Raw genomic sequence first — 19698 nt, 5'->3', positions numbered from 1 at the left:
AGTGCCTTTAATGAAAAACAAAAAACTAGCGATTGCTCTTGCTATTGTTATTACCCTTACCGGGGTAGTGGGATTCAGAATTTATCAGAACGTAGCTGCGAGCAAAGCTCGTGCCGGCAATATGCAGACTAAGGCTGCTACTGTTCAGGTTGCCCAGGTTGGCAGGCAGGACGTTGTTCCGAAGGCAGAATATACCGGCAGTCTGGAGCCTGTTTGGAGTACCGATGTTTCTGCGAAGGTTGACGGCCGGATTAATACGATGAATGTTTCCGAAGGGGATATAGTGAAAGCCGGAGCGGTGCTAGCTACCCTGGATACCAGTGAGTTGGCGGCACAGGTTCTGCAGGCCGAGGGCAACTTAATAGCTGCTCAATCCGGTTTGGAGCAAGCAGAACTCGATTATAACCGGTATGTGGCATTGGCCGATAAAGGGGCAATTGCTGCCCAAACGTTGGACGGCGCCCGTACGAAGCGGGATTTGTCGCTTGGCCAGGTCCGCGCTGCTGAAGGCAGTCTGGCTTTAGTGCGGGAGAAGCTGAATAATGCTAATGTGCTTGCTCCGCGTGACGGGGTAATTACCAAACGCTATCTGCAGGCCGGTGCTTATACGCGGGCCGGTTCGGCAATTGTTACAGTAGCCGACTTGTCCGGCTTGCTTGCCAAAGCAACAGTCGGTGAGGCCCAGGTAGCTGATCTGGCGGTCGGAACTCCGGTTAAAGTAACGATCAGTGCCCTGGGGGGCCAGGAGATTACCGGTACTGTTGCCCGTGTGTCACCTGTAGCTACTCTGCCGGCCCGGACTTTTACGGCTGAAATCGTTGTTCCTAATGAAAGCGGGATCATAAAAGCCGGAATGTTTGCCAAAGTAGAGCTGGCAACCCGTACCCATCCGAATGTAATCACTATTCCGGAAAGCGCTTTGGTTATGCGGGAAGATCAAAAGACGGTTTTTGTTGTTACTGCTGATAATAGAATCCAGCAGCGTTTAATAAAGCCAGGTTATATTGGCGCTGGCCTTGTTGAGGTGCTGGAAGGGGTAAATGAGGGTGAAACAATTGTTGTTGACGGTCAAAATAAAGTAAAGGATGGAGCCGTAGTTTCACCAGTGAAAGATGGTGGTAAATAATGGGGGGGATTGCGACATTTATCAAGCGTCCTGTGTTTACTACTATGCTGGTTATGCTGCTGGTTGTATTTGGATTGGGATCTTATCCGAGTCTGGGGATTGATTTAAACCCGGATGTAGATTTTCCTCTGGTTATGGTGTCGGTAAGTTTTGCAGGTACTTCACCGGAGGAAATGGAGAGTTTGGTAACTAAGCCGATAGAGGATGCAGTCAGTTCGCTGTCCGGTATTAAGAATCTTTCCTCAGTAACAAGAGAAGGAAGTTCCCAGATTACGATTGAGTTTGAATTCGGAACCGACCCTAAGCTGGCGGCGAATGAAGTGCGCGAAAAAGTAGCCGTTGCCCGCAAGCGCCTGCCTGATCAGGCGGATGAGCCCGTGATTCAGCGTTTTGATATGGGGGCTCAGGCAATTGTGTATTACAGTTTGTCGTCTGATACCCGCAGTTCGGGAGAAATCCGCAAGTTAGCGACCGATATCGTAAAAGATGAGCTGCAGCGTATCGACGGTGTCGCTGATGTGACCATATCAGGCGGCTCCGAGCGGGAGATCCGAGTGGCGGTAGACTCCAAAAAACTGTCTGCCTACCATATTTCTATGGCGCAGATCCTGGATGCCGTTAACAGCCAGAACCTCAATGCTCCTGGCGGCCGTGTCAGCGAAAAAGGTACTGAGCTGACGGTGCGTACCATAGGAAAATACAAGAATGTTGCCGATATTCAAAATGTCATCGTTGCCAACAAAGATGGACTTTTAATTCGGCTGAGTGATGTGGCAACTGTTGCCGATACCTGGGCAGAGGAGCGCATGCTGGCACGAGCAAATGGTCAGCCGAGTGTTTTGATTGCGGTACAAAAGCAATCGGGCACCAATACTGTGGCGATTGCCGAAAAAGTGAAAACCACAATGGCCAGTATCCAAACACTGCTGCCGCCTGACGTAAAAGTGGCAATTACCCGCGATAGTTCGCAGTATATCCGCAGCAGTGTGAACGATGTCATGGAATCCATGATTTTCGGTGGGCTGCTGGCAGTGGCAATAACATTTCTTTTCCTTCAGAATACCAGAGCGACCATAATCGGTGCTATTGCGATTCCCACATCAGTAGTGGCAACCTTTTTCCTATTAAAGATGATGAACTTTACGTTAAACAACATGTCTCTTATGGGACTTAGTCTTGCTGTTGGTATTTTGATTGACGATGCTATAGTGGTTATTGAAAATATATACCGCCACATGGAATTGGGAAAATCACCAATGGAAGCTGCCCGTGACGGTACTTCCGAAATTTCGTTGGCCGTTATGGCTACTACTTTATCAATATTAGCCGTATTCGTCCCGGTTGGTTCGATGAACGGCATTGTAGGACAATTTTTCAAGCAATTTGGCTTAACCGTTGCTTTTGCGGTTGCATTTTCCCTTTTTGTTGCGTTAACCCTGACCCCAATGCTATCGGCATACTGGCTTAAGGGCGGGCACGAACAAACTGCCGGACAAAGCGGTAAAAAGAGCCGGATCAAGATTTTTCTGGACCGGTTTGAAGCCGGGTTTCTGGAATTCCAGCAGTTTTACCGCCGTGTTTTAAGCTGGTCGCTGGCGCATCCGAAGAAGCTGGTTGCTATTGCCGTCTTATCGCTGTTTGCTAACGGGCTTTTGCTGCCATTTCTTGGTTCCGAATTTCAGCCCACTTATGACTCTGGTGAGTTCAATATTACGATGAATGCTCCAGCCGGAACCTCCCTCGAAAAAATGCGGGAGCTGGTAAAGCCCGTGGAAGAGCAGGTGCTTGCTATTCAGGAAAGAGAATCATCGTATCTGATTATTGGTTCGGGCGGGCAGGCCGGTAAGGCTACCATGGGTATTAAGCTGGTACCAGCCGGTGAACGCTCCCGTTCAATGGATAAAATTATGGACGAATTGCGTCTGAAATTCCGTGATATAGGGCGCCTGAAGGTTACGGTAACCAATAACCAGGGAATGGGCCGGGGGGATTCCCGACCTGTCCAGATTGCTCTCAGGGGGCCTGAGCTGGATAAGCTTAATCAGATGGCACAGCAGCTAGTGGAAAAAATCCGGCAAATTCCCGGAACCACCGATGTTGATATCTCGGCCGAGCAGTCATCGCCTGAAATTCAGGTGGCGGTTGACCCGGTACGGGTAAGTGATGCCGGACTGGATACAACTACAGTTGCCACAACCATTCAAATGGCCTTTTTAGGAGCGACAACCCGGAATGAGTTTAATCCAACCGATAAAGACTATCAAATACGGGTGCAGCTGGAAGAACAGGGACGCAGCAGTCTGGATGATGTGGCCAACCTGTTGATTGCTTCTAAAACAGGAAACTTTGTGCGGCTGGGTGATATCGCCAATGTAACGCTTTCGTCAGGTCCAACCCAGATTGACCGCGAATCGCGGCAGCGGCAGGTTATCGTTTATGCCAATGTAGTCGGAGTGTCTGCCGGCGATGTGACAGCCAAGGTCAAAGAGTTGATGCCAAGCCTGAACTTGCCTCTCGGTTATTCCTACAAGTTCGTAGGGCAGGCTCAGACAATGCAGGATTCGTTTATGGAAATCGCCAAAGCATTGCTGCTGGCCGTTGTACTGATTTATATGGTGCTTGCCGCGCAGTTTGAAAGCTTTGTGCATCCGTTCACCATCATGCTGTCCTTGCCCTTCTCTCTGACAGGAGCAATTTTAGGGCTGCTAATTGCCGGTCAAACTATGAATATTATTTCGCTTATTGGTGTTATCATGCTGATGGGGCTTGTAACAAAGAATGCGATCCTGCTGGTTGATTATGCTAACCAGCTGCGTCACCAGGGAATGCCCATTATCGATGCGCTGATTGAAGCCGGTGCAGTACGCCTCAGACCAATATTGATGACAACCGCGGCCATGATCTTCGGAATGATGCCTATTGCCTTAGGTATCGGCTCAGGTGCAGAAATGCGCCAGTCCATGGGCGTGGTGCTGATCGGCGGTTTAATTACGTCTACCATGCTTACCTTACTGGTTGTTCCTGCTGTATATCTGTTAATTGAACGATTCATGGAGCGTTTTAAAAAAGCCTAGCTATATGTAAATGAGAAAAAGGAGAAAACCCTGTTTGGGGGTTTTCTCCTTTTTAAATGAAAGACAAAGAGAATGTTTAACCATTGAGCAAATAATCAACCAGCAGCCAGATATTCAACCCGCTGACGATGGCACCGATAATAAGCAGGGTAAGCTTCAGCCGGAAGTTATTGGCATATTTGCCCATAATTTTAGGGGATGAGGTTAAATAAATTTGTAAGAAAATAGTGATCGGCAGCTGGACACTTAGCAGTAATTGCGAAAAGATCAATCCAGAGAAGGGATCATTTATAAAAAATATAATCAGAACAGCACATACGTACGTGAGTAGAACGCCCCAACGGGAATGGGGATCCTTAATGTTGTAGGCTTCGCCAAAAATACCGGCAAAAATACTGCCGCCAGCCATTCCGGCGGTGCTGGTAGAGGCAAACCCCGCAAACAGCAGGGCAACGGCAAAAATCAGGGAAGCGGCATCCCCCAGCAGCGGGCGCAGCATAGCTTCTGCTTGCTCCATCGTTTCCACATGAATGCCTGCCTGGAAAAATGTAGCGGCGGCGACTAGAATCATCGCACTGTTGATGGCCCAGCCAATCAGCATGGAGAAGAGCGTATCGAGAAATTCATACCGCAGCTGGCGGCGAATCAGGAGATCGTTCTCCAAATTCCATTGGCGGCTTTGAATGACTTCGGAATGCAGAAATAAATTATGCGGCATAACCACCGCACCCAACACACTCATGATAATCGGCAGAGAGCCTTGAGGCACTTCGGGAACAACCCAGCCATGAGCGGCTTGAAGCCAGTCGATGCTGGCCATATTTAATTCCAGCAGAAAGGAAAAACCGATTAAAGAAACAAAACCAATAATCCATTTTTCCAGGCGGCTGTAGGAGTTGGTCCATAAAAGAGCTGCAGAGGTTATGCCTGCCAAAACGGCACCAACGGTGAGCGGAAGACCAAATAAAATCCTAAGGGCAATTGCCATCCCCAGAATTTCCGCTACCGCAGTGGCGATGGCAGCTCCAACGGCAGACCCCAGAACTGTTCTCGATAGCCATTTGGGTAAAAAGGCCGAGGCTGCTTCCGAGAGGCAGTACCCGGTAGCAATGCCGAGATGAGCGGCATTATGCTGGAGGATAATCAGCATGATCGTTGATAAGGTGACCATCCATAAGAGTGTATAGCCGTAATCAGAGCCGGCGGCAATATTGGCTGCCCAGTTGCCGGGGTCGATAAAGCCTACAGTGACAAGAATGCCGGGTCCCAGATAGCGAAGCAGCTCTCTGGCTTTAATGTCAGGCAAGTGGACTTCTTTCGGTAATAAATTATGCCAGTTCATACTAACTCCTTCTCGTCATTTTTACTACATACTATTCGCACCATGCCGGATTGAATCCTTCGTTCGCCAGGCAGTTATCTTTTTAAAAACTATACATACCAATCATTGACATCCGCATAAGGGTCTGATAGCATTAGAACATGGTACCCAAAAAACCGTTTGAGTTTCCGCGGTAATAGAGCAGGAGGTGTAGATTTGCACCATAGAATTATGGATGCTGCGGCTGAAGAAATCAGCCTAAGAGGTGTCAAGTTTACCATGCATGATTTGGCGATCCGGTTAGGCATCAGTAAACGTACTTTGTATCAGTGCTTTTCTTCTAAGGAAGAATTAATCGAGTCTATTATTGTTGCCAAACTGGAAGATGTGAAGCAGCAGCGGGATGAGGTCATGCGCGACAATCAGATGCCTTTCGATAAAAAACTCTATAAGGTTCTTACGCTTTGTCCGCGTATTTATTCCTCGGTAAACGGCAGCCACCTTGAGGAGATCAGGCGCTATCTTCCGGGTGTATGGAATAAAATTGAACAGTTTATCGATGCTGATTGGAGCACGGTGGAAACGATTCTTCAGCAGGCAATCGAAGCAAAGTGTTTTCGTCCTATTTATATTCCTTTAGTCATAAATATCCTAAAGGGTTCTACTAAACAAATACTCAGCTATGATTTTGCCGCCTGCGGGGATATTTCCAAACCGGATATGTTTAATTTACTGGCGGAAGTCGTCCTATATGGAGTTGTGAAGCCTAAAAATGATCAGGGCAATTTGCCCTGATCTATATAATCTCCCGATACCACCGGGAGAACTACATTAGAGGAGGGAAAAACGGTGAACAAAAAGAGCATCATATGCCTGGCTGTACTTCTTTTATTTGTAACTACAGGCTGCAGCAAACAGCAAGCTGCCCGTCCACCGCAAGAGGTTACGGTTAAGGCGATGCAAGTTATCCAGAAGGATACGCCGGTTACATATGAGTATGTCGGTGAAATAGTAGCAAAAGATGAGGTTCAGATTCAAGCGCGAGTCTCCGGCAATATTGCCCGTAAGCTGGTAAAGGGCGGGGATACTGTCCGTGCCGGGCAGCCTTTATTTGAAATTGACAACCGTCAATATACGGCTTCGGTAGCTGATATTCAGGCCCAGGTCGCTCAAGCCCAGGCTTCACTCAGCAATATCCGCCGCGATGTGACCCGCTATCAAAGTCTAGCAGCGCAAGGCGGCATCGCCGCCCAGACGCTTGATACTTCCCTGGCCCAGGCCGAACAGGCACAGGCTCAGGTAGACGCCTATCAGGCCAAATTAGCGCAGGCCAATAATGACTTGACCGATACGGTCATTGTTTCTCCTGTTGACGGCCGTATTGGAGTGGGTGAGCTAAGTGTCGGTCGTTATGTACAGGCTGGCAGTACCGTGCTGGCGACAGTTTCCTCTGTTGACCCGGTACAAGTTCGCTTCAGCATGAGCGAAAATGAATATTTGAAATTTGCCCGGATGGGTAATTCTCCTGATGCCTGGGGCCAAAATCTTAAGCTGCTTTTAAGTGACGGCAGTGCTTATCCGATTGCCGGTCACCTGGAGCAGATCGACCGTGGAATGGCTAATCAAACCGGGACGCTGACAATGAAAGCAGCCTTTGAGAATCCTCAGCATTTACTTGTTCCCGGAATGTTCGCCCGCATTGTGACTGTTGGTGAAAACAAAATAGGTGCACTGCTTATTCCACAGCGTGCAGTTCAAGAATTACTCGGCAAAACGTTTGTCACAGTTGTCGGTGCCGACAATAAGGCGGAGACCCGGGCTGTCAAAATGGGACCCAAAGTGGGCAGCTTGCAAGTTGTGGAAGAGGGCCTTACTGGACAGGAAGTAATTGTTGTTGAAGGGTTTGCCAAAGCCCAGCCCGGATCGCCGCTCAAAATTACCATGATCGGGCCGGATGATCTGAATATTCCGGTCGCGAAGTAAGGGGGCGGGTTTATGGCAAGGTTTTTTATTAACCGACCAATTTTTGCAATCGTCATCGCAATTCTCATCACACTGGCAGGGGGCATTGCCGCATTTAACCTGCCAGTTGCCCAGTATCCGCAGATTACTCCGCCTCAGGTCAGTGTTAGTACTATTTATACCGGTGCAAATGCGGATGTTGTTGAAAAGACCGTTGCTCAGGTTATTGAACAGCAGGTTAACGGTGTAGGTGCTGTTGCCATGAGTTCAACCAGCGCCGATTCCGGCCGGTATTCGTTAAATGTCAAATTTGAACTGGGCGAAGACCCTGATATGGTAACCATGTACACGCAGAACCGGGTTGTACAGGCAAATGCTGGTCTGCCTCAGGACGTGCAGCTGACTGGTGTAACGACCCGTAAAGTTTCGCCTGATACGGCGCTGTACTTCAGTCTGGTATCGCCGAATGGCGATTATGACAGCGTATTTCTTAAGAACTATGGCAGCATTAATATCATTGATGATATTCGCCGCGTTAAAGGCGTAGGCGATGTTGGAGAGTATGGCACTGATTTCGGTATGCGTATCTGGCTCAAACCGGATAAGATGGCCCAAATGAAAATTACTGCTGCTGATATTGCCAATGCAATTAAAGAGCAAAATGTTCAGGCACCGGCTGGTACAATTGGCCAGCTTCCCTCGGTTGCCCAACAGGAGTTTCAATATACCGCCAGCGTGCAGGGACGCCTGGTTACGGAAGAGGATTTCCGGAAAGTAATTATCCGCTCTCAGCCTGATGGCTCGGCAATTCGTCTGGGCGACGTGGCAACTGTCGAACTAAGTGGTAAGGATAATACCTTCAAAAGTAGTTTCAGCGGTCAGGACTCCGTTGTTTTTGCCGTTCAATTGACAACAGAAGCGAATGCACTGGAAACAATTGCCGGCGTCCGGCAGGTTATTGAAGATGCGTCCAAGCGGTTTCCACCCGGAATGGAGTACAGCATTCTGACTGATAATACCAAATACATCCGCGAGTCGCTGGAAAAGGTATTTCATACCTTTATTGAAGCACTTGCCCTTGTACTGATTATCGTGTATTTATTCCTGCAAAGCTGGCGGGCAACTTTGATTCCTATGCTGGCAGTTCCCGTCTCGCTGATTGGAACCTTTGGGGCGTTTGTTATCCTCGGTTTTTCCATTAATACGCTCACACTGTTTGCCATGGTATTGGCCATCGGACTGGTTGTTGATGATGCCATTATCGTGGTAGAAGCCGTGGAACATCATATGCGACACTCGGGCTTAAGTCCGAAAGAAGCAACAATACGTGCCATGGATGAAGTATCCGGCCCGGTTGTCGCGATTGCATTTGTCCTTGCATCTGTTTTCATCCCGGTTGCCTTCTTTGGCGGAACAACCGGCGTACTGTATAAACAGTTTGCCCTGACAATTGCCGTCTCAATGGCTTTATCTGCTCTTGTTGCCTTGACGCTGACACCAGCCTTGTGCACCTTGCTGCTCAAGCCTTATGACGGTGTGCAGAATACAGGTATACAGGGCAAATTCTTTCATTGGTTTAATAACTGGTTTGATCGTATGACGGAAAGCTATTCCAATGGCGTAAGACACTCGATTCGCCGTGCTGGATTATGGGGCGTAGGGCTGGTAGTCATTTGCATATTGTGCGTTAGTATGCTGAGAGTTATTCCGTCGACCTTTGTTCCAAGCGAAGACCAGGGATTTATGATGTCTGTTGTCAGCTTGCCTGAGGCAGCCAATATGAATCGTACCCGGGCAGTAGCGCAACAGGTAGGTGAGACTTACCGTTCGCTGCCAGGCGTGGAGAATACAGTGGAAATAGCTGGCTATGACATTCTGGCAGGCGGTCAGAAATCGAATGGCGCTATGGTAATTGCCAGTATGAAACCCTGGGCAGAACGAACTGAAGCGAATATGCAATTAAATTCAATTATCGGTCAGGCGATGGGGAAGGTAAAGGATATACCGGAAGCTACCGTGTTTGCTTTTAATCCGCCGGCCCTGCCAGGGATCGGTTCAGTTGGCGGTTTGACCTTCATGATCCAGGACCGGGGCGGCTCATCACTGGCGGAAATGAATAATGTTTCCCAGCAATTTATTGCTGCTGCCCGTCAGCGTCCGGAGTTCGCAATGGTCCAATCCAGTTTTCGGGCCGATACACCGGCCTACCGGTATGACATAGACAGGGAGAAAGCAAAAGCGCTGGGCGTCCCTGTGCAGGATATCTTCACTGCACTGCAGACCTTCCTTGGTGGTGTCCAGGTTAATGACTTTAATCGCTTTGGCCGTACCTATAAGGTAATGCTGCAGGCCGAGCCGGAATTCCGGTCCGACGCAGAGGCAACGCGCTTCTTCTTCGTTCGTAATTCTGCCGGCGATATGGTACCGCTCAATACGCTGGTCAAACCTGTTGTAACTAGCGGCCAAACCTTAATCAAACGCTTTAACGGCTATCCGGCCATGCAGATTAATGCAACAACTGCACAAGGCTACAGCTCTGGTCAGGCTATGCAGGCTCTCGAAGAGGTAGCTGCCCAGACCCTGCCGAACACCTTCACTTATGAATGGGCTGATTTAAGCCGTGAAGAAAAGCTGGCCAGCGGTCACACACGGGTTATCTTTGGATTTGCGTTGTTGTTTGTGTTCTTGTGCCTGGCAGCTTTGTATGAAAGCTGGAATATTCCTTTTGCAGTATTGCTGTCCGTTCCGACAGGGATTCTGGGTTCTGTTGTATTCCAATATGCTAGAGGACTCGAAAACAGTGTATATATGCAAATTGGTCTGGTCATGCTGATCGGACTGGCAGCTAAAAATGCCATATTGATCGTTGAGTGGGCAAAGGTCAGGACCGATAATGGAATGGAACCGGTACAGGCGGCTATTGAAGCTGCGCGGCTGCGGCTGCGTCCCATTTTAATGACATCGTTTGCCTTTATTTTAGGCTGCATTCCGCTTGCGTTATCTACTGGTGCCGGGGCTGCCGCACGGACAGCTCTGGGTACAACAGTCGTAGGCGGTATGTTGATGGCTACTAGTTTGGGAATATTCCTGGTTCCGGTATTATTCGTTGCGATTGAGTACGGAACTGCTAAATTTAAGGCTTTCCGTACAGGGAATGCCGGCAAGCAGGCTTAAAAGTGAAGCAAAACCTTCTGCTGCAGTATCAAATACTGTGGTGGAAGGTTTTGCTATTCCGCTGCTCTCCATAAAGACCGCATCATGAAAAATAATGGGCTGCGGAAGGATATGAACAAGTCTATCTTGTAGTAATTAGGATGAGTTTTGATGAGGAGCTGATCGTATGATATTGTCAAAAGAAAATACCGTGGTGAAACAATTAAATGAAAAATGTACCCGCAGCGTCTTAGTGTACAGTGACGCCATCATGCTGGTTGAATTTCGCTTTAAAAAAGGCGGCGTAGGGGAAGCGCATCAGCATGCAGATCATGAACAGGTCGGCTATATTGCCAATGGATCTTTTGAACTCACTGTGGGCAGTGAAAAGCGGATTGTGCGTGCCGGTGACAGCTACTATGCAGCCCGCAATGTCCTGCACGGTGTAGTTGCCTTGGAGGATGATTCGGTGATTATTGATACATTTACTCCGAAACGGGCTGATTTTCTACTGTAATAACAGGGCTAGCTGGCATAGCAAGTCTGGCAGACTATCACACTACGGCAGGTGATCAAAGCTTGGAAGACAAAAACAATCGCCCGATTTTTTTATTGCTGCTGTTTGTGTCGATGCTCTGGGGTGCCAATGTAGTAATGATTAAATATCTTACGCACTATTATCCTCCCTTAGCACTGGCACCGATCCGGCTTACGCTGGCGACCTTTTTACTGGTACCGTTTGTCTGGTATAAGCATGGTCTTCAGATACCTCCCCGGCAAACTTGGCTGCCGATAACAGGAGTGGCTGCTTTCACGATTTTTCTTCATCAGATTACACTCAATTTGGGAGCGGCAGCTACCAGCGGTACACATGCCGTGCTTATTCTGGGGCTGAATCCGTTGTTAACCACAGTATTGGCCAGCTTACTGATTAAAGAGCCTTTTACTTGGGGTAAAGGGCTGGGCATTATTCTGGGGTTCGGCGGTGTCATGCTGGTCGTATACGGCAAGACTGAGACAGCAACGCTGTATGGGGATGGGATCATGGTTGGGGCTATGGTGACATTTGTAATCGGCTCGCTTTTTGTAAAGAAAAGTACAGCTTTATTGTCGCCGCTGCTTGTTACCGCCTACAGCCATATACTGGCTTCTGCCGGCTTGGTGATTGTCGGGCTGATTGCCAATACAACATGGTTCTATGAAGGAGCCTTTAACGTATGGCCGTTGTCCTTAGTCCTATTTTCCAGTTTCGTTTGCACTGCATTGGGAGCAGTATGGTGGAATACGGGAATTCAGCGGGTAGGGGCTTCCACAACTTCGGTATTTCAAAACGGCATTCCGATATTTGGTGTTTTTGCCGCAGCTTTATTCTTAGGAGAAAATATCAATTGGCATCATGTGGCTGCTTTGGTACTGGTGCTAGCCGGTGTAAGCCTTGCAACGGGAGTCTGCCGCCTTAATTGCTTAACAGCGGACGGAAGACCGCAGCCGGTAAAAGAAGAGGAATGAAAAGGGGATTGTCTCAAGTTGCAATTGAGACAATCCCCTTTCTTATGAGTAAACAGGTTATTCAAGTAAATCGATTGCGGTCATGGCCATCGCTTTTGCTCCGACAAGTACTCTTTGCTGGGCATAGGGAGACGCAGCTGCCAGGGCAAATTCCGGTGTGTGTGCCGTAATGCCGCTGCCAATCGCAATATCGGGATGGATGGTGGGAACACAATGGCTGACATTGCCAACATCCGTAGACCCGTCAGCATCATCCGCTCCGAGGAGTGTTACCTCTTCACCCAGCAGAGACATGTTCTGTTGGTAGAATGCCAACAACTGCGGATCATTCTTCAGCTCTTTGAATAAAGGCTCGTAATGCAGCGTTTGTACGGTAGTACCGGTAGCTGAGGCAATTCCCTCCGCTAGGCGCCGTACTCCTGGCACAACGGTATTCTCCAGGTAGTCAGCAGATAAAGCCCGTACAGTGAATCGCGCTTCAGCCCGGTCGGGAACAATATTGGGGGCTGTGCCGCCATGTGTCACAATACCTGCCAGAATGGTGTCCTGGGTAAAGGTTTGCCGAAGCGTTTTTAATCCCTGGTAAAAAAGAACCAACGCATCGAGAGCATTAATTCCTTTATCGGTTTTACTTGCCACATGGGCCGGGCGCCCGAAAAAAGTTACCTGCAATGGATGTGTGGCATAGGAAGTTCCCCCCATGTAATTTCCGTCTGCCGGATGGATGATGAGCGCAGCCTGCAGTCCGGAAAAGACACCATCTTCAGCCAGTTTGACCTTTGCACCGGTTGTTTCTTCTGCAGGGCAACCGATTAGGTAAGACCGGGCTGACTCACCGGCTACCTCCGCAAAAGCTATGGCCGCACCAAAACTCATGGCGGCAATCAGGTTATGCCCACAAGCATGGCCTAAACCAGGCAGCGCGTCATATTCGGCTAGAAAGGCAATTTTGGGACCTGTAGTACCTTTACTGGCGACAAAAGCTGTTGGATAGCCGCTAATATCGGTTTTTACCGAAAAGCCTTTTTGTTTTACAGAATGAGTCAGCAGTTTGGCCGCTTCATACTCCTGGCTGCTTAATTCAGGGTACTTATGCAGGAATAAACTAATATTATTAAGTTCAGGAGCCATTGAATCCAGGAAAGCGCAGACTTGTTTTTTTAATTGATCTTTATACACTATGTCCCTCCTAATCTGTGGTGGCTGACTCCACTACCGTCAGACCGCCTTGTTCGCTGCATAGCATTGCTGCGATACCAAGCGGCAAAGTTGCCTTATCGGCGGTATGCCCAAAATGCAGGCAGGAGAGAACTGGAATTCCAAGCCGGCTTAAGCGGTCCTCCAGTACCTCGGCGACGGTAAAATCGGCAGAGCCTTCTTCCGGTGTACAACCGGAGCAGACGTCAAATACAATACCTGCCGCCTGCTGAAGTTTGCCTGCTAATAGGAGCTGGGTCAGCATACGGTCAATTCGATAAGGCGCCTCGCCTACTTCTTCCAGACAGAGAATTTTATTTCGGGTATCAATCTCAAAAGGTGTACCCAGTGTAGCCGCAATAAGGCTTAAATTACCGCCGGTCAATGTCCCCTGTGCTGTTCCTGGTGCTATCCAGACAGGCGGGAATGCGGACTGGGGATTACCAATTGTACCCAGCGGGGAGTTGGAAGTAACAGCTCGGAGAAAATAATCCTGTGTATAGAGTGAAGGTTCTTCTCTGCCCATGTCGGAGGCTACCATTGGACCGTGAAATGTAATAAGGCCGGTTCGCTGGCTAATACTGAGATGCAGGGCCGTTATATCACTGTAGCCCACAAATACCTTCGGATTTGTGCGGATCAGCTCATAGTCTATCAGGTTTAGCAGCCGCATTGTGCCGTAACCGCCTCGCAGGCAGATAATACCGTTAACAGCAGTGGAAGCAAACATAGCATTGATATCGGCTGCCCGGATAGTATCATTACCGGCCAGATAGCCATGCGTTTCTTCCAGGGTGCGTCCTGCCCTGACCTGAAAGCCTTGGGACTCCAGCCAGTTTATTCCTGCCTGGGCAGACTGTAAATCTCCCGGGCTGGCAGGGGCAATAACACCAATCGTGTCTCCGGGGTAAAGTCTTTTTGGTTTAAGTGAATGCAAGCTACCGCCTCCCGTTGGTGGTTTAGTAAGCAAGGGATATGTGCGAGAGCGCAGCATATCCCTTGTTTATCTGGCATTTATTTTTCAATATAGGCAGTTTTAAAATCTGCCAGGCCAAGTACCGACCAGAAGTAGCCCTTGACGTACGGTTTAACAACAAAGGGTTGGGTAGTATAGTAAATCGGGATAATGACAGCGTCCTCGAACAGCAGTTTCTCAGCCTCATGCATCGCAGCGAGGCGTATAGGCTGATCTAAGGTGGATTGGGCTTTTTCGATTAGACTGTTGTAAGCCGGGTTATGATACTTGGCGTCATTGCTGGGGTCTTTAAAAACATCCATAAAAGCCATCGGGTCAGCGTAATCACCAATCCAAGAGGCACGGGCGATTTGAAAGGCCCCTTGGGCACGGGATTCCAGGAAGACCTTGGACTCCTGGTTCGATAAGGTCACCGTTACGCCTAAGTTTTGCTTCCACATTTCCTGAATGGCTTCAGCGATGGACTTATGCATTTCACTTGTGTTAAATAGCAGGGTAACCGGTGGCAAACCCTGGCCGGCTGCGTAGCCTACCTCAGCTAGGAGCTTTTGAGCAAGAGCTTTATCTTCTTTGGCAAAATTATTGCTTTCATCGCGGAAATCTTTACCTCCGGAGGACAGCCCTGGCGCCACCCAGGCATAAGCAGGCTTTTTGCCACCCTTGACTACATTCGTCACTAGTGCTTCCCTGTTTATGGACAGCGAAAATGCCTGACGGACCTTTACATTATCGAAAGGAGCCTTCTGGGTATTAAATACATAATAATAAATGCCCAGATAGGGTGAAATCTTCAGTAGACCAGCCTGCGTAAGACGGTCGTGTTCTACAACAGGAGGTTCGACCATCATATCGGCCTGATTGTTTTCCACTAAAGCGAGACGAGTACTTTGGGAGTCGCTAATTGGCCACTCCATTTTTAGCAATTTGACTGCTGCAGCGTCCCAGTATTGTTCATTTTTAGCAAATTCGATTTTGCTGCTGTGCGTCCAGCCAGTAATTTTGAAGGGGCCATTGCCAATCAAAGTGGTAATATCGGCAGACCACTTATCAGGACTGGAAGTTACAATTTTTTTATTGACCGGATAAAATGCGTGAAAGGCAGTTAAGCTTAAAAAGTAAGCAGTTGGTTTTTCAAGAGTCACTTCCAGTGTATGGTCATTGACTGCTTTTATGCCTACCTGATCAGCTGGTATTTTTTTCTCATTGTAGGCTTGCCCATTTTTAATAGGGAACAGCATGTAAGCATTTTCTGATGCCAGTTCCGGACTTAACGCCCGTTTCCAGGCGAATTCAAAATCGTGAGCGGTAACAGGATCACCATTAGACCATTTGGCTGATGGCCGCAAATAAAAAACATATTTGAGCCCATCAGGAGAAACATCCCATCGTTCTGCCACCCCGGCTACCGGCTGATCCTCGGTATTCAGCCGCGTTAATCCTTCAAACAATTGCAGCTCAACTAAGGATTCGGGAATTGCTGTAGATTTAGCCGGATCTAAGGTTGCCGGTTCAGCTTCAAGGACATAGCGTAAGGTTTGGCCCGTATCACCAGACTTTCCGCAGCCGGTTAATCCTGTCAGTAGCATTGTCATTACTGTAATAACAGTTATTACAGTAATTATCTTTTTAGAATCCATTACGCATCCTCCTTCTGTATAAGAGTTTCATAGATTATCTTGCCGATCAGGGCAACTAGCTGTAACCCTTCGTAATTAGCCGTATGCCCGTCCGTCAAGACGCAAATAATGTAAGGCGCAGATAAAAATAATATGCCCCCATCATGCTCTACACCTGGTAAGGTTCCTGTTTTATGGGCGATTTCGATTTCCTCCGGCAGATAAAACGGCAGCTTATCACGCACCTGCTGTCGTTTTAAAATATCCAGCATCAACGCTCCATATTCCTTTGACAGTAACTGGGGGTGATAAATATGAGCAAACAGCTGTGCCAGATCAGCAGCTGATGTCATATTTTCCTCACCCCGTGCCGCGGCCTCGAAATCCATCATGCGCCGCCTGAGGATAGTTGACTGCAGACCAAGGGCGGCTGCAGTGTTGTTAACGCTGTCCATGCCTATACGGTCAATCAGCATATTGGTAGCGGTATTGTCGCTAAGAATAATCATCAGCGTTACCAGTTCGCGGATTGTCAGCTGTAAACCAGGCAATAACTCACCAAGGATACCTGCCCCGCCTGTCTGGATTTCGCTGGTTACCGTTAAATATTCATCTAAAGAGAGCAGTCCGGCCGCTGCCTGACGCATAACTTCATACATAAGCGGAAGCTTAATCATGCTCGCGGCAGCGAAACAGGTTTCCGGACAATATTCCCACTTTTCTCCGTTAGCCAGATTGACGATTACCAGTCCGCAACGACCTGGAAAAGATGCTAATTGTGCATGCAGCTTAGCGTGTATATCCTTCATTTTAGATACTCCTTTGCACAGAGATACGAATTGTGACGAGCTGTCAGACTCATTGCTTGATTAAGTGGCACGCCGTCATATGGCCGGCTCCAGTGTCAATAAGTGCAGGCTGTTCTTCTTCGCACACGGGCATCGCTGCGCTGCAGCGGAAACGAAATTTGCAACCCGGCAAGATGGCAAGTGAACTAACTGTATCTCCCGTGAGGCGGATCCGTTTGCGGTTATTTTCGGCAGCCGGATCAGGAAGCGGAATGGCAGATAAAAGAGCCTGGGTATAAGGATGCTGAGGATGCTTGTACAATTCCGTACTGTCAGCGATTTCAACAATTTTACCCATATACATGACAGCTACCCGGTCGCTGATATGCTTGACCATAGCCAGGTCATGAGCAATAAACAAATAGGTTAATCCAAGCTCTGCCTGAAGCTTTTCCAATAAGTTAACAATCTGGGCCTGAATAGAAACATCCAGAGCGGAGATCGGCTCATCACAGATAATAAAGCTGGGATTGACAGCTAAGGCCCGGGCAATCCCAATACGCTGCCGTTGGCCACCGCTGAATTCATGAGGAAACCTGTTGGCCTGTTCCTGATTAAGACCTACCATTTGCAGCAGCCGTGCTATGGTTTCCGTCCGATCCCGGCCACTGGAAAGATGGTGAATGTCCAATGGCTCGCCAATGATATCGCCGGCAGTCATTCGCGGGTTTAAGGAGGCATAGGGATCTTGAAAAATCATTTGCATGGCACTTCGCAGCAACTGCTGCTGCTGTTGATTTTTAATCTCCTGCCCGTTAAAGAAGACGGCACCAGCGGTTGGCTTATATAGGTGAATGATCGTTCGCCCCAGCGTGGATTTGCCGCAGCCACTTTCGCCAACCAGGCCTAGCGTTTCACCTCGCCGAATAAAGAAGCTCACATCATCTACGGCTTTTAAATAGGCCGAGGGCCGCCCGAAAAAATCCGTTGCAACAGTAAAGTGTTTTGTCAAATTTTGCACTTGTAGGATAGGTGTGTTTTCCATTATTTGCAGGCCTCCCAGCGAGTCTTTGGTGCACCTGGATGCTGGAGCCAGCAATTCACGCTATGCTTCGTATTCACGATGCTGGTCTCAGGGTAATGGTTAGCACAAATTTGCATGGCAAAAGTGCAGCGGGGATGGAACGGGCAGCCCTGTGGCGGCTGCAGGAGATCGGGAGGCTGACCGTCAATGACGGTTAACTTTTGCTTTTGTGGTGCATTCAGGCGAGGGACAGATTGCAGCAGGCCCCAGGTATAGGGATGCTGGGGGTTGTAAAACAGTTCCTCAGCTGAACCTGATTCAACAATTTTTCCGGCATACATGACAAGTACCCGGCTGCATAAACCAGCAATTACCCCCAAATCATGGGATATGAGAATAATAGCGGTATTAAGCTTTGCTTGCAAATTTTTGAGCAAATCGAGAATTTGAGCCTGAATGGTAACATCAAGGGCTGTAGTCGGCTCATCGGCAATTAACAGCCGGGGATTGCAGGACAGCGCCATGGCAATCATTACCCTCTGCCGCATACCACCGCTGAATTGGTGTGGATAATGATGAATCCTTTCTTCCGGCAAAGGGATTTCCACCATGCGAAGCAGCTCAATTGCCCGGGCATAGGCTGCTTTTTTATCCAGAGACAGATGCAGCTGTAGTGACTCGGCAATCTGCAGGCCAACGGTGAGTACGGGATTGAGTGCAGTCATGGCATCCTGAAAAACCATACTAATGGCATTACCACGGATTTTTTCCAACTGCTGCTCAGACTGTTCAAGCATGTTGAGACCTTCGAAAAGAATTTTTCCGCCCGCATACCTGCCGGGAGGGGTGGAAATCAATTGCATAATGGCATGAGCTGTTACGCTTTTGCCGCAGCCCGATTCACCGACAATGCCTATCGCTTCTCCCGGATAAACCGCAAAATCTATCCCGTTTACGGCTTTGACTGTACCGGCATAGGTATCAAAAGCAACAGCTAAATCCTTTATTTGTAATAATGCATTCATAGTTTTACTGCCTCCTTAACGCCGTACACGGGGATCAAGCGCATCCCGAAGTCCATCACCGAGAAAGTTAAAGGCCAGCATGGTAATGCTGATCGCAATGGCAGGAAAAAACAACTGGAAGGGATAGGAACGCAGGCTGGCAACTCCTTCCGAAGCCAGTACACCCCAACTGGCCATGGGAGCAGCGACACCCAGACCGATAAAACTTAAAAAAGCCTCAGTAAATATAGCTTCCGGAATAGCCAGCGTCATAGTAATAATAATCGGGCCAAGGCTGTTGGGAATGAGATGGTTAAATAAAATGCGCCATTTGCCTGCTCCGATCGTCCGGGCGGCAAGAATATATTCCTGTTCTTTTAAGCTTAATATTTGACCACGGACAATCCTGGCCATGCCCAGCCAGTAGGAGATGCCTAGGGCAATGAAGATATTCGTGAGCCCCGGCGTCAGAATGACCATCAGCAATATGACATACAAGAGTACCGGTATCCCGTATAAAACGTCAACGATATTCATCATGATCCGGTCAATCCTTCCACCTAAATAACCCGCAATTCCCCCGTAGGCAACGCCAATTGTGAGATTGATCAAGCTGGCCACGATGCCGATGGACAGTGAAATCCGTGCGCCATAGAGGACGCGGATAAATAAATCGCGGCCCAGGTTGTCGGTGCCGAACCAATGATCGCTGCTAGGCGGGCGATTGGTTTCATTTAAATTCTGATCAGAATAGGACAGCGGGGACAGCCAGGGACCGATGACAGCAATTACAATAATAGCGATAATCGTATACAGCCCTAACATGGCGAGCTTATTTTTTTTCAGGCGGCGCCACGCATCCTGGTGATATGTCGTATTAGGCCTGGCGGAACCGGCACTGTGGCTAACGCGCTGAAGCGGGCGAAAGGAGTCATTGTTTACCTGCAT

15 protein-coding genes are annotated in these 19698 nt (G+C 48.6%); 7 read left to right on the top strand and 8 right to left on the bottom strand.

The features are described 5' to 3' along the window. Positions 1 to 10 precede the first annotated feature (10 nt). Both EV210_RS17365 and EV210_RS17360 read left to right on the top strand, forming a co-directional pair. A complete protein-coding gene (locus tag EV210_RS17365) occupies positions 11 to 1126 on the top strand; it encodes an efflux RND transporter periplasmic adaptor subunit (protein WP_132082702.1) in 1116 nt (371 codons plus the stop codon). Further along, entirely contained in the window at positions 1126 to 4200 is a 3075-nt protein-coding gene (locus EV210_RS17360) for an efflux RND transporter permease subunit (RefSeq protein WP_132082626.1), read from the top strand. The genes EV210_RS17365 and EV210_RS17360 overlap by 1 nt, the downstream gene beginning before the upstream one ends. A gap of 76 nt (positions 4201 to 4276) precedes the next feature. Here the strand turns inward: EV210_RS17360 and EV210_RS17355 are convergent, their stop codons facing one another. Next, positions 4277 to 5542 carry an Nramp family divalent metal transporter gene (locus tag EV210_RS17355; protein WP_132082625.1) on the bottom strand — a complete coding sequence of 422 codons (1266 nt, stop codon included), beginning with the start codon at positions 5540 to 5542 and terminating at the stop codon, positions 4277 to 4279. Positions 5543 to 5737: 195 nt separating this feature from the next. On the opposite strand from EV210_RS17355, the gene EV210_RS17350 reads away from it, so the two are divergent. The 5 genes from EV210_RS17350 (at position 5738) to EV210_RS17330 (ending at position 12145) form a co-directional block, all read left to right on the top strand. Next, positions 5738 to 6316: a TetR/AcrR family transcriptional regulator gene (locus tag EV210_RS17350; protein ID WP_132082624.1), complete on the top strand. Its 579-nt coding sequence runs from the start codon at positions 5738 to 5740 to the stop codon at positions 6314 to 6316. 54 nt (positions 6317 to 6370) lie between these two features. Further along, positions 6371 to 7504, top strand: a complete 1134-nt coding sequence (locus EV210_RS17345) for an efflux RND transporter periplasmic adaptor subunit (protein WP_132082623.1) — start codon at positions 6371 to 6373, stop codon at positions 7502 to 7504. Positions 7505 to 7516: 12 nt separating this feature from the next. Then, entirely contained in the window at positions 7517 to 10657 is a 3141-nt protein-coding gene (locus EV210_RS17340; protein WP_132082622.1) for an efflux RND transporter permease subunit, read from the top strand. A gap of 166 nt (positions 10658 to 10823) precedes the next feature. Next, positions 10824 to 11153: a cupin domain-containing protein gene (locus EV210_RS17335; protein ID WP_132082621.1), complete on the top strand. Its 330-nt coding sequence runs from the start codon at positions 10824 to 10826 to the stop codon at positions 11151 to 11153. A 62-nt stretch (positions 11154 to 11215) separates the two neighbouring features. Further along, on the top strand, positions 11216 to 12145 hold the full coding sequence (locus EV210_RS17330) for a DMT family transporter (RefSeq protein WP_243650612.1): 930 nt from the start codon (positions 11216 to 11218) through the stop codon (positions 12143 to 12145). A 57-nt stretch (positions 12146 to 12202) separates the two neighbouring features. Here the strand turns inward: EV210_RS17330 and EV210_RS17325 are convergent, their stop codons facing one another. From EV210_RS17325 to EV210_RS17295, 7 genes are all read right to left on the bottom strand, one after another. Next, positions 12203 to 13324 (bottom strand): M20 family metallopeptidase, encoded by a 1122-nt coding sequence (locus tag EV210_RS17325; protein WP_243650611.1) that lies wholly within the window; start codon positions 13322 to 13324, stop codon positions 12203 to 12205. A gap of 10 nt (positions 13325 to 13334) precedes the next feature. Beyond that, on the bottom strand, positions 13335 to 14279 hold the full coding sequence (locus EV210_RS17320; RefSeq protein ID WP_243650610.1) for a S66 peptidase family protein: 945 nt from the start codon (positions 14277 to 14279) through the stop codon (positions 13335 to 13337). A gap of 77 nt (positions 14280 to 14356) precedes the next feature. Beyond that, on the bottom strand, positions 14357 to 15955 hold the full coding sequence (locus tag EV210_RS17315; RefSeq protein WP_132082619.1) for a peptide ABC transporter substrate-binding protein: 1599 nt from the start codon (positions 15953 to 15955) through the stop codon (positions 14357 to 14359). Beyond that, positions 15955 to 16743, bottom strand: a complete 789-nt coding sequence (locus EV210_RS17310) for a serine hydrolase (RefSeq protein ID WP_132082618.1) — start codon at positions 16741 to 16743, stop codon at positions 15955 to 15957. Before EV210_RS17310 ends, EV210_RS17315 begins: the two co-directional genes overlap by 1 nt. Before the next feature lie 49 nt (positions 16744 to 16792). Next, positions 16793 to 17767 carry an ABC transporter ATP-binding protein gene (locus EV210_RS17305; RefSeq protein WP_132082617.1) on the bottom strand — a complete coding sequence of 325 codons (975 nt, stop codon included), beginning with the start codon at positions 17765 to 17767 and terminating at the stop codon, positions 16793 to 16795. Next, positions 17767 to 18771, bottom strand: coding sequence for an ABC transporter ATP-binding protein (locus EV210_RS17300; RefSeq protein WP_132082616.1), 1005 nt, complete (start codon positions 18769 to 18771; stop codon positions 17767 to 17769). The genes EV210_RS17305 and EV210_RS17300 overlap by 1 nt, the downstream gene beginning before the upstream one ends. Positions 18772 to 18786: 15 nt before the next feature. Then, positions 18787 to 19698, bottom strand: a complete 912-nt coding sequence (locus tag EV210_RS17295) for an ABC transporter permease (RefSeq protein ID WP_132082615.1) — start codon at positions 19696 to 19698, stop codon at positions 18787 to 18789.

Source organism: Anaerospora hongkongensis (assembly GCF_004339805.1).
Taxonomy (GTDB): domain Bacteria; phylum Bacillota; class Negativicutes; order Sporomusales; family DSM-15969; genus Anaerospora; species Anaerospora hongkongensis.
This window is presented reverse-complemented; position numbering and strand designations above follow the sequence as displayed.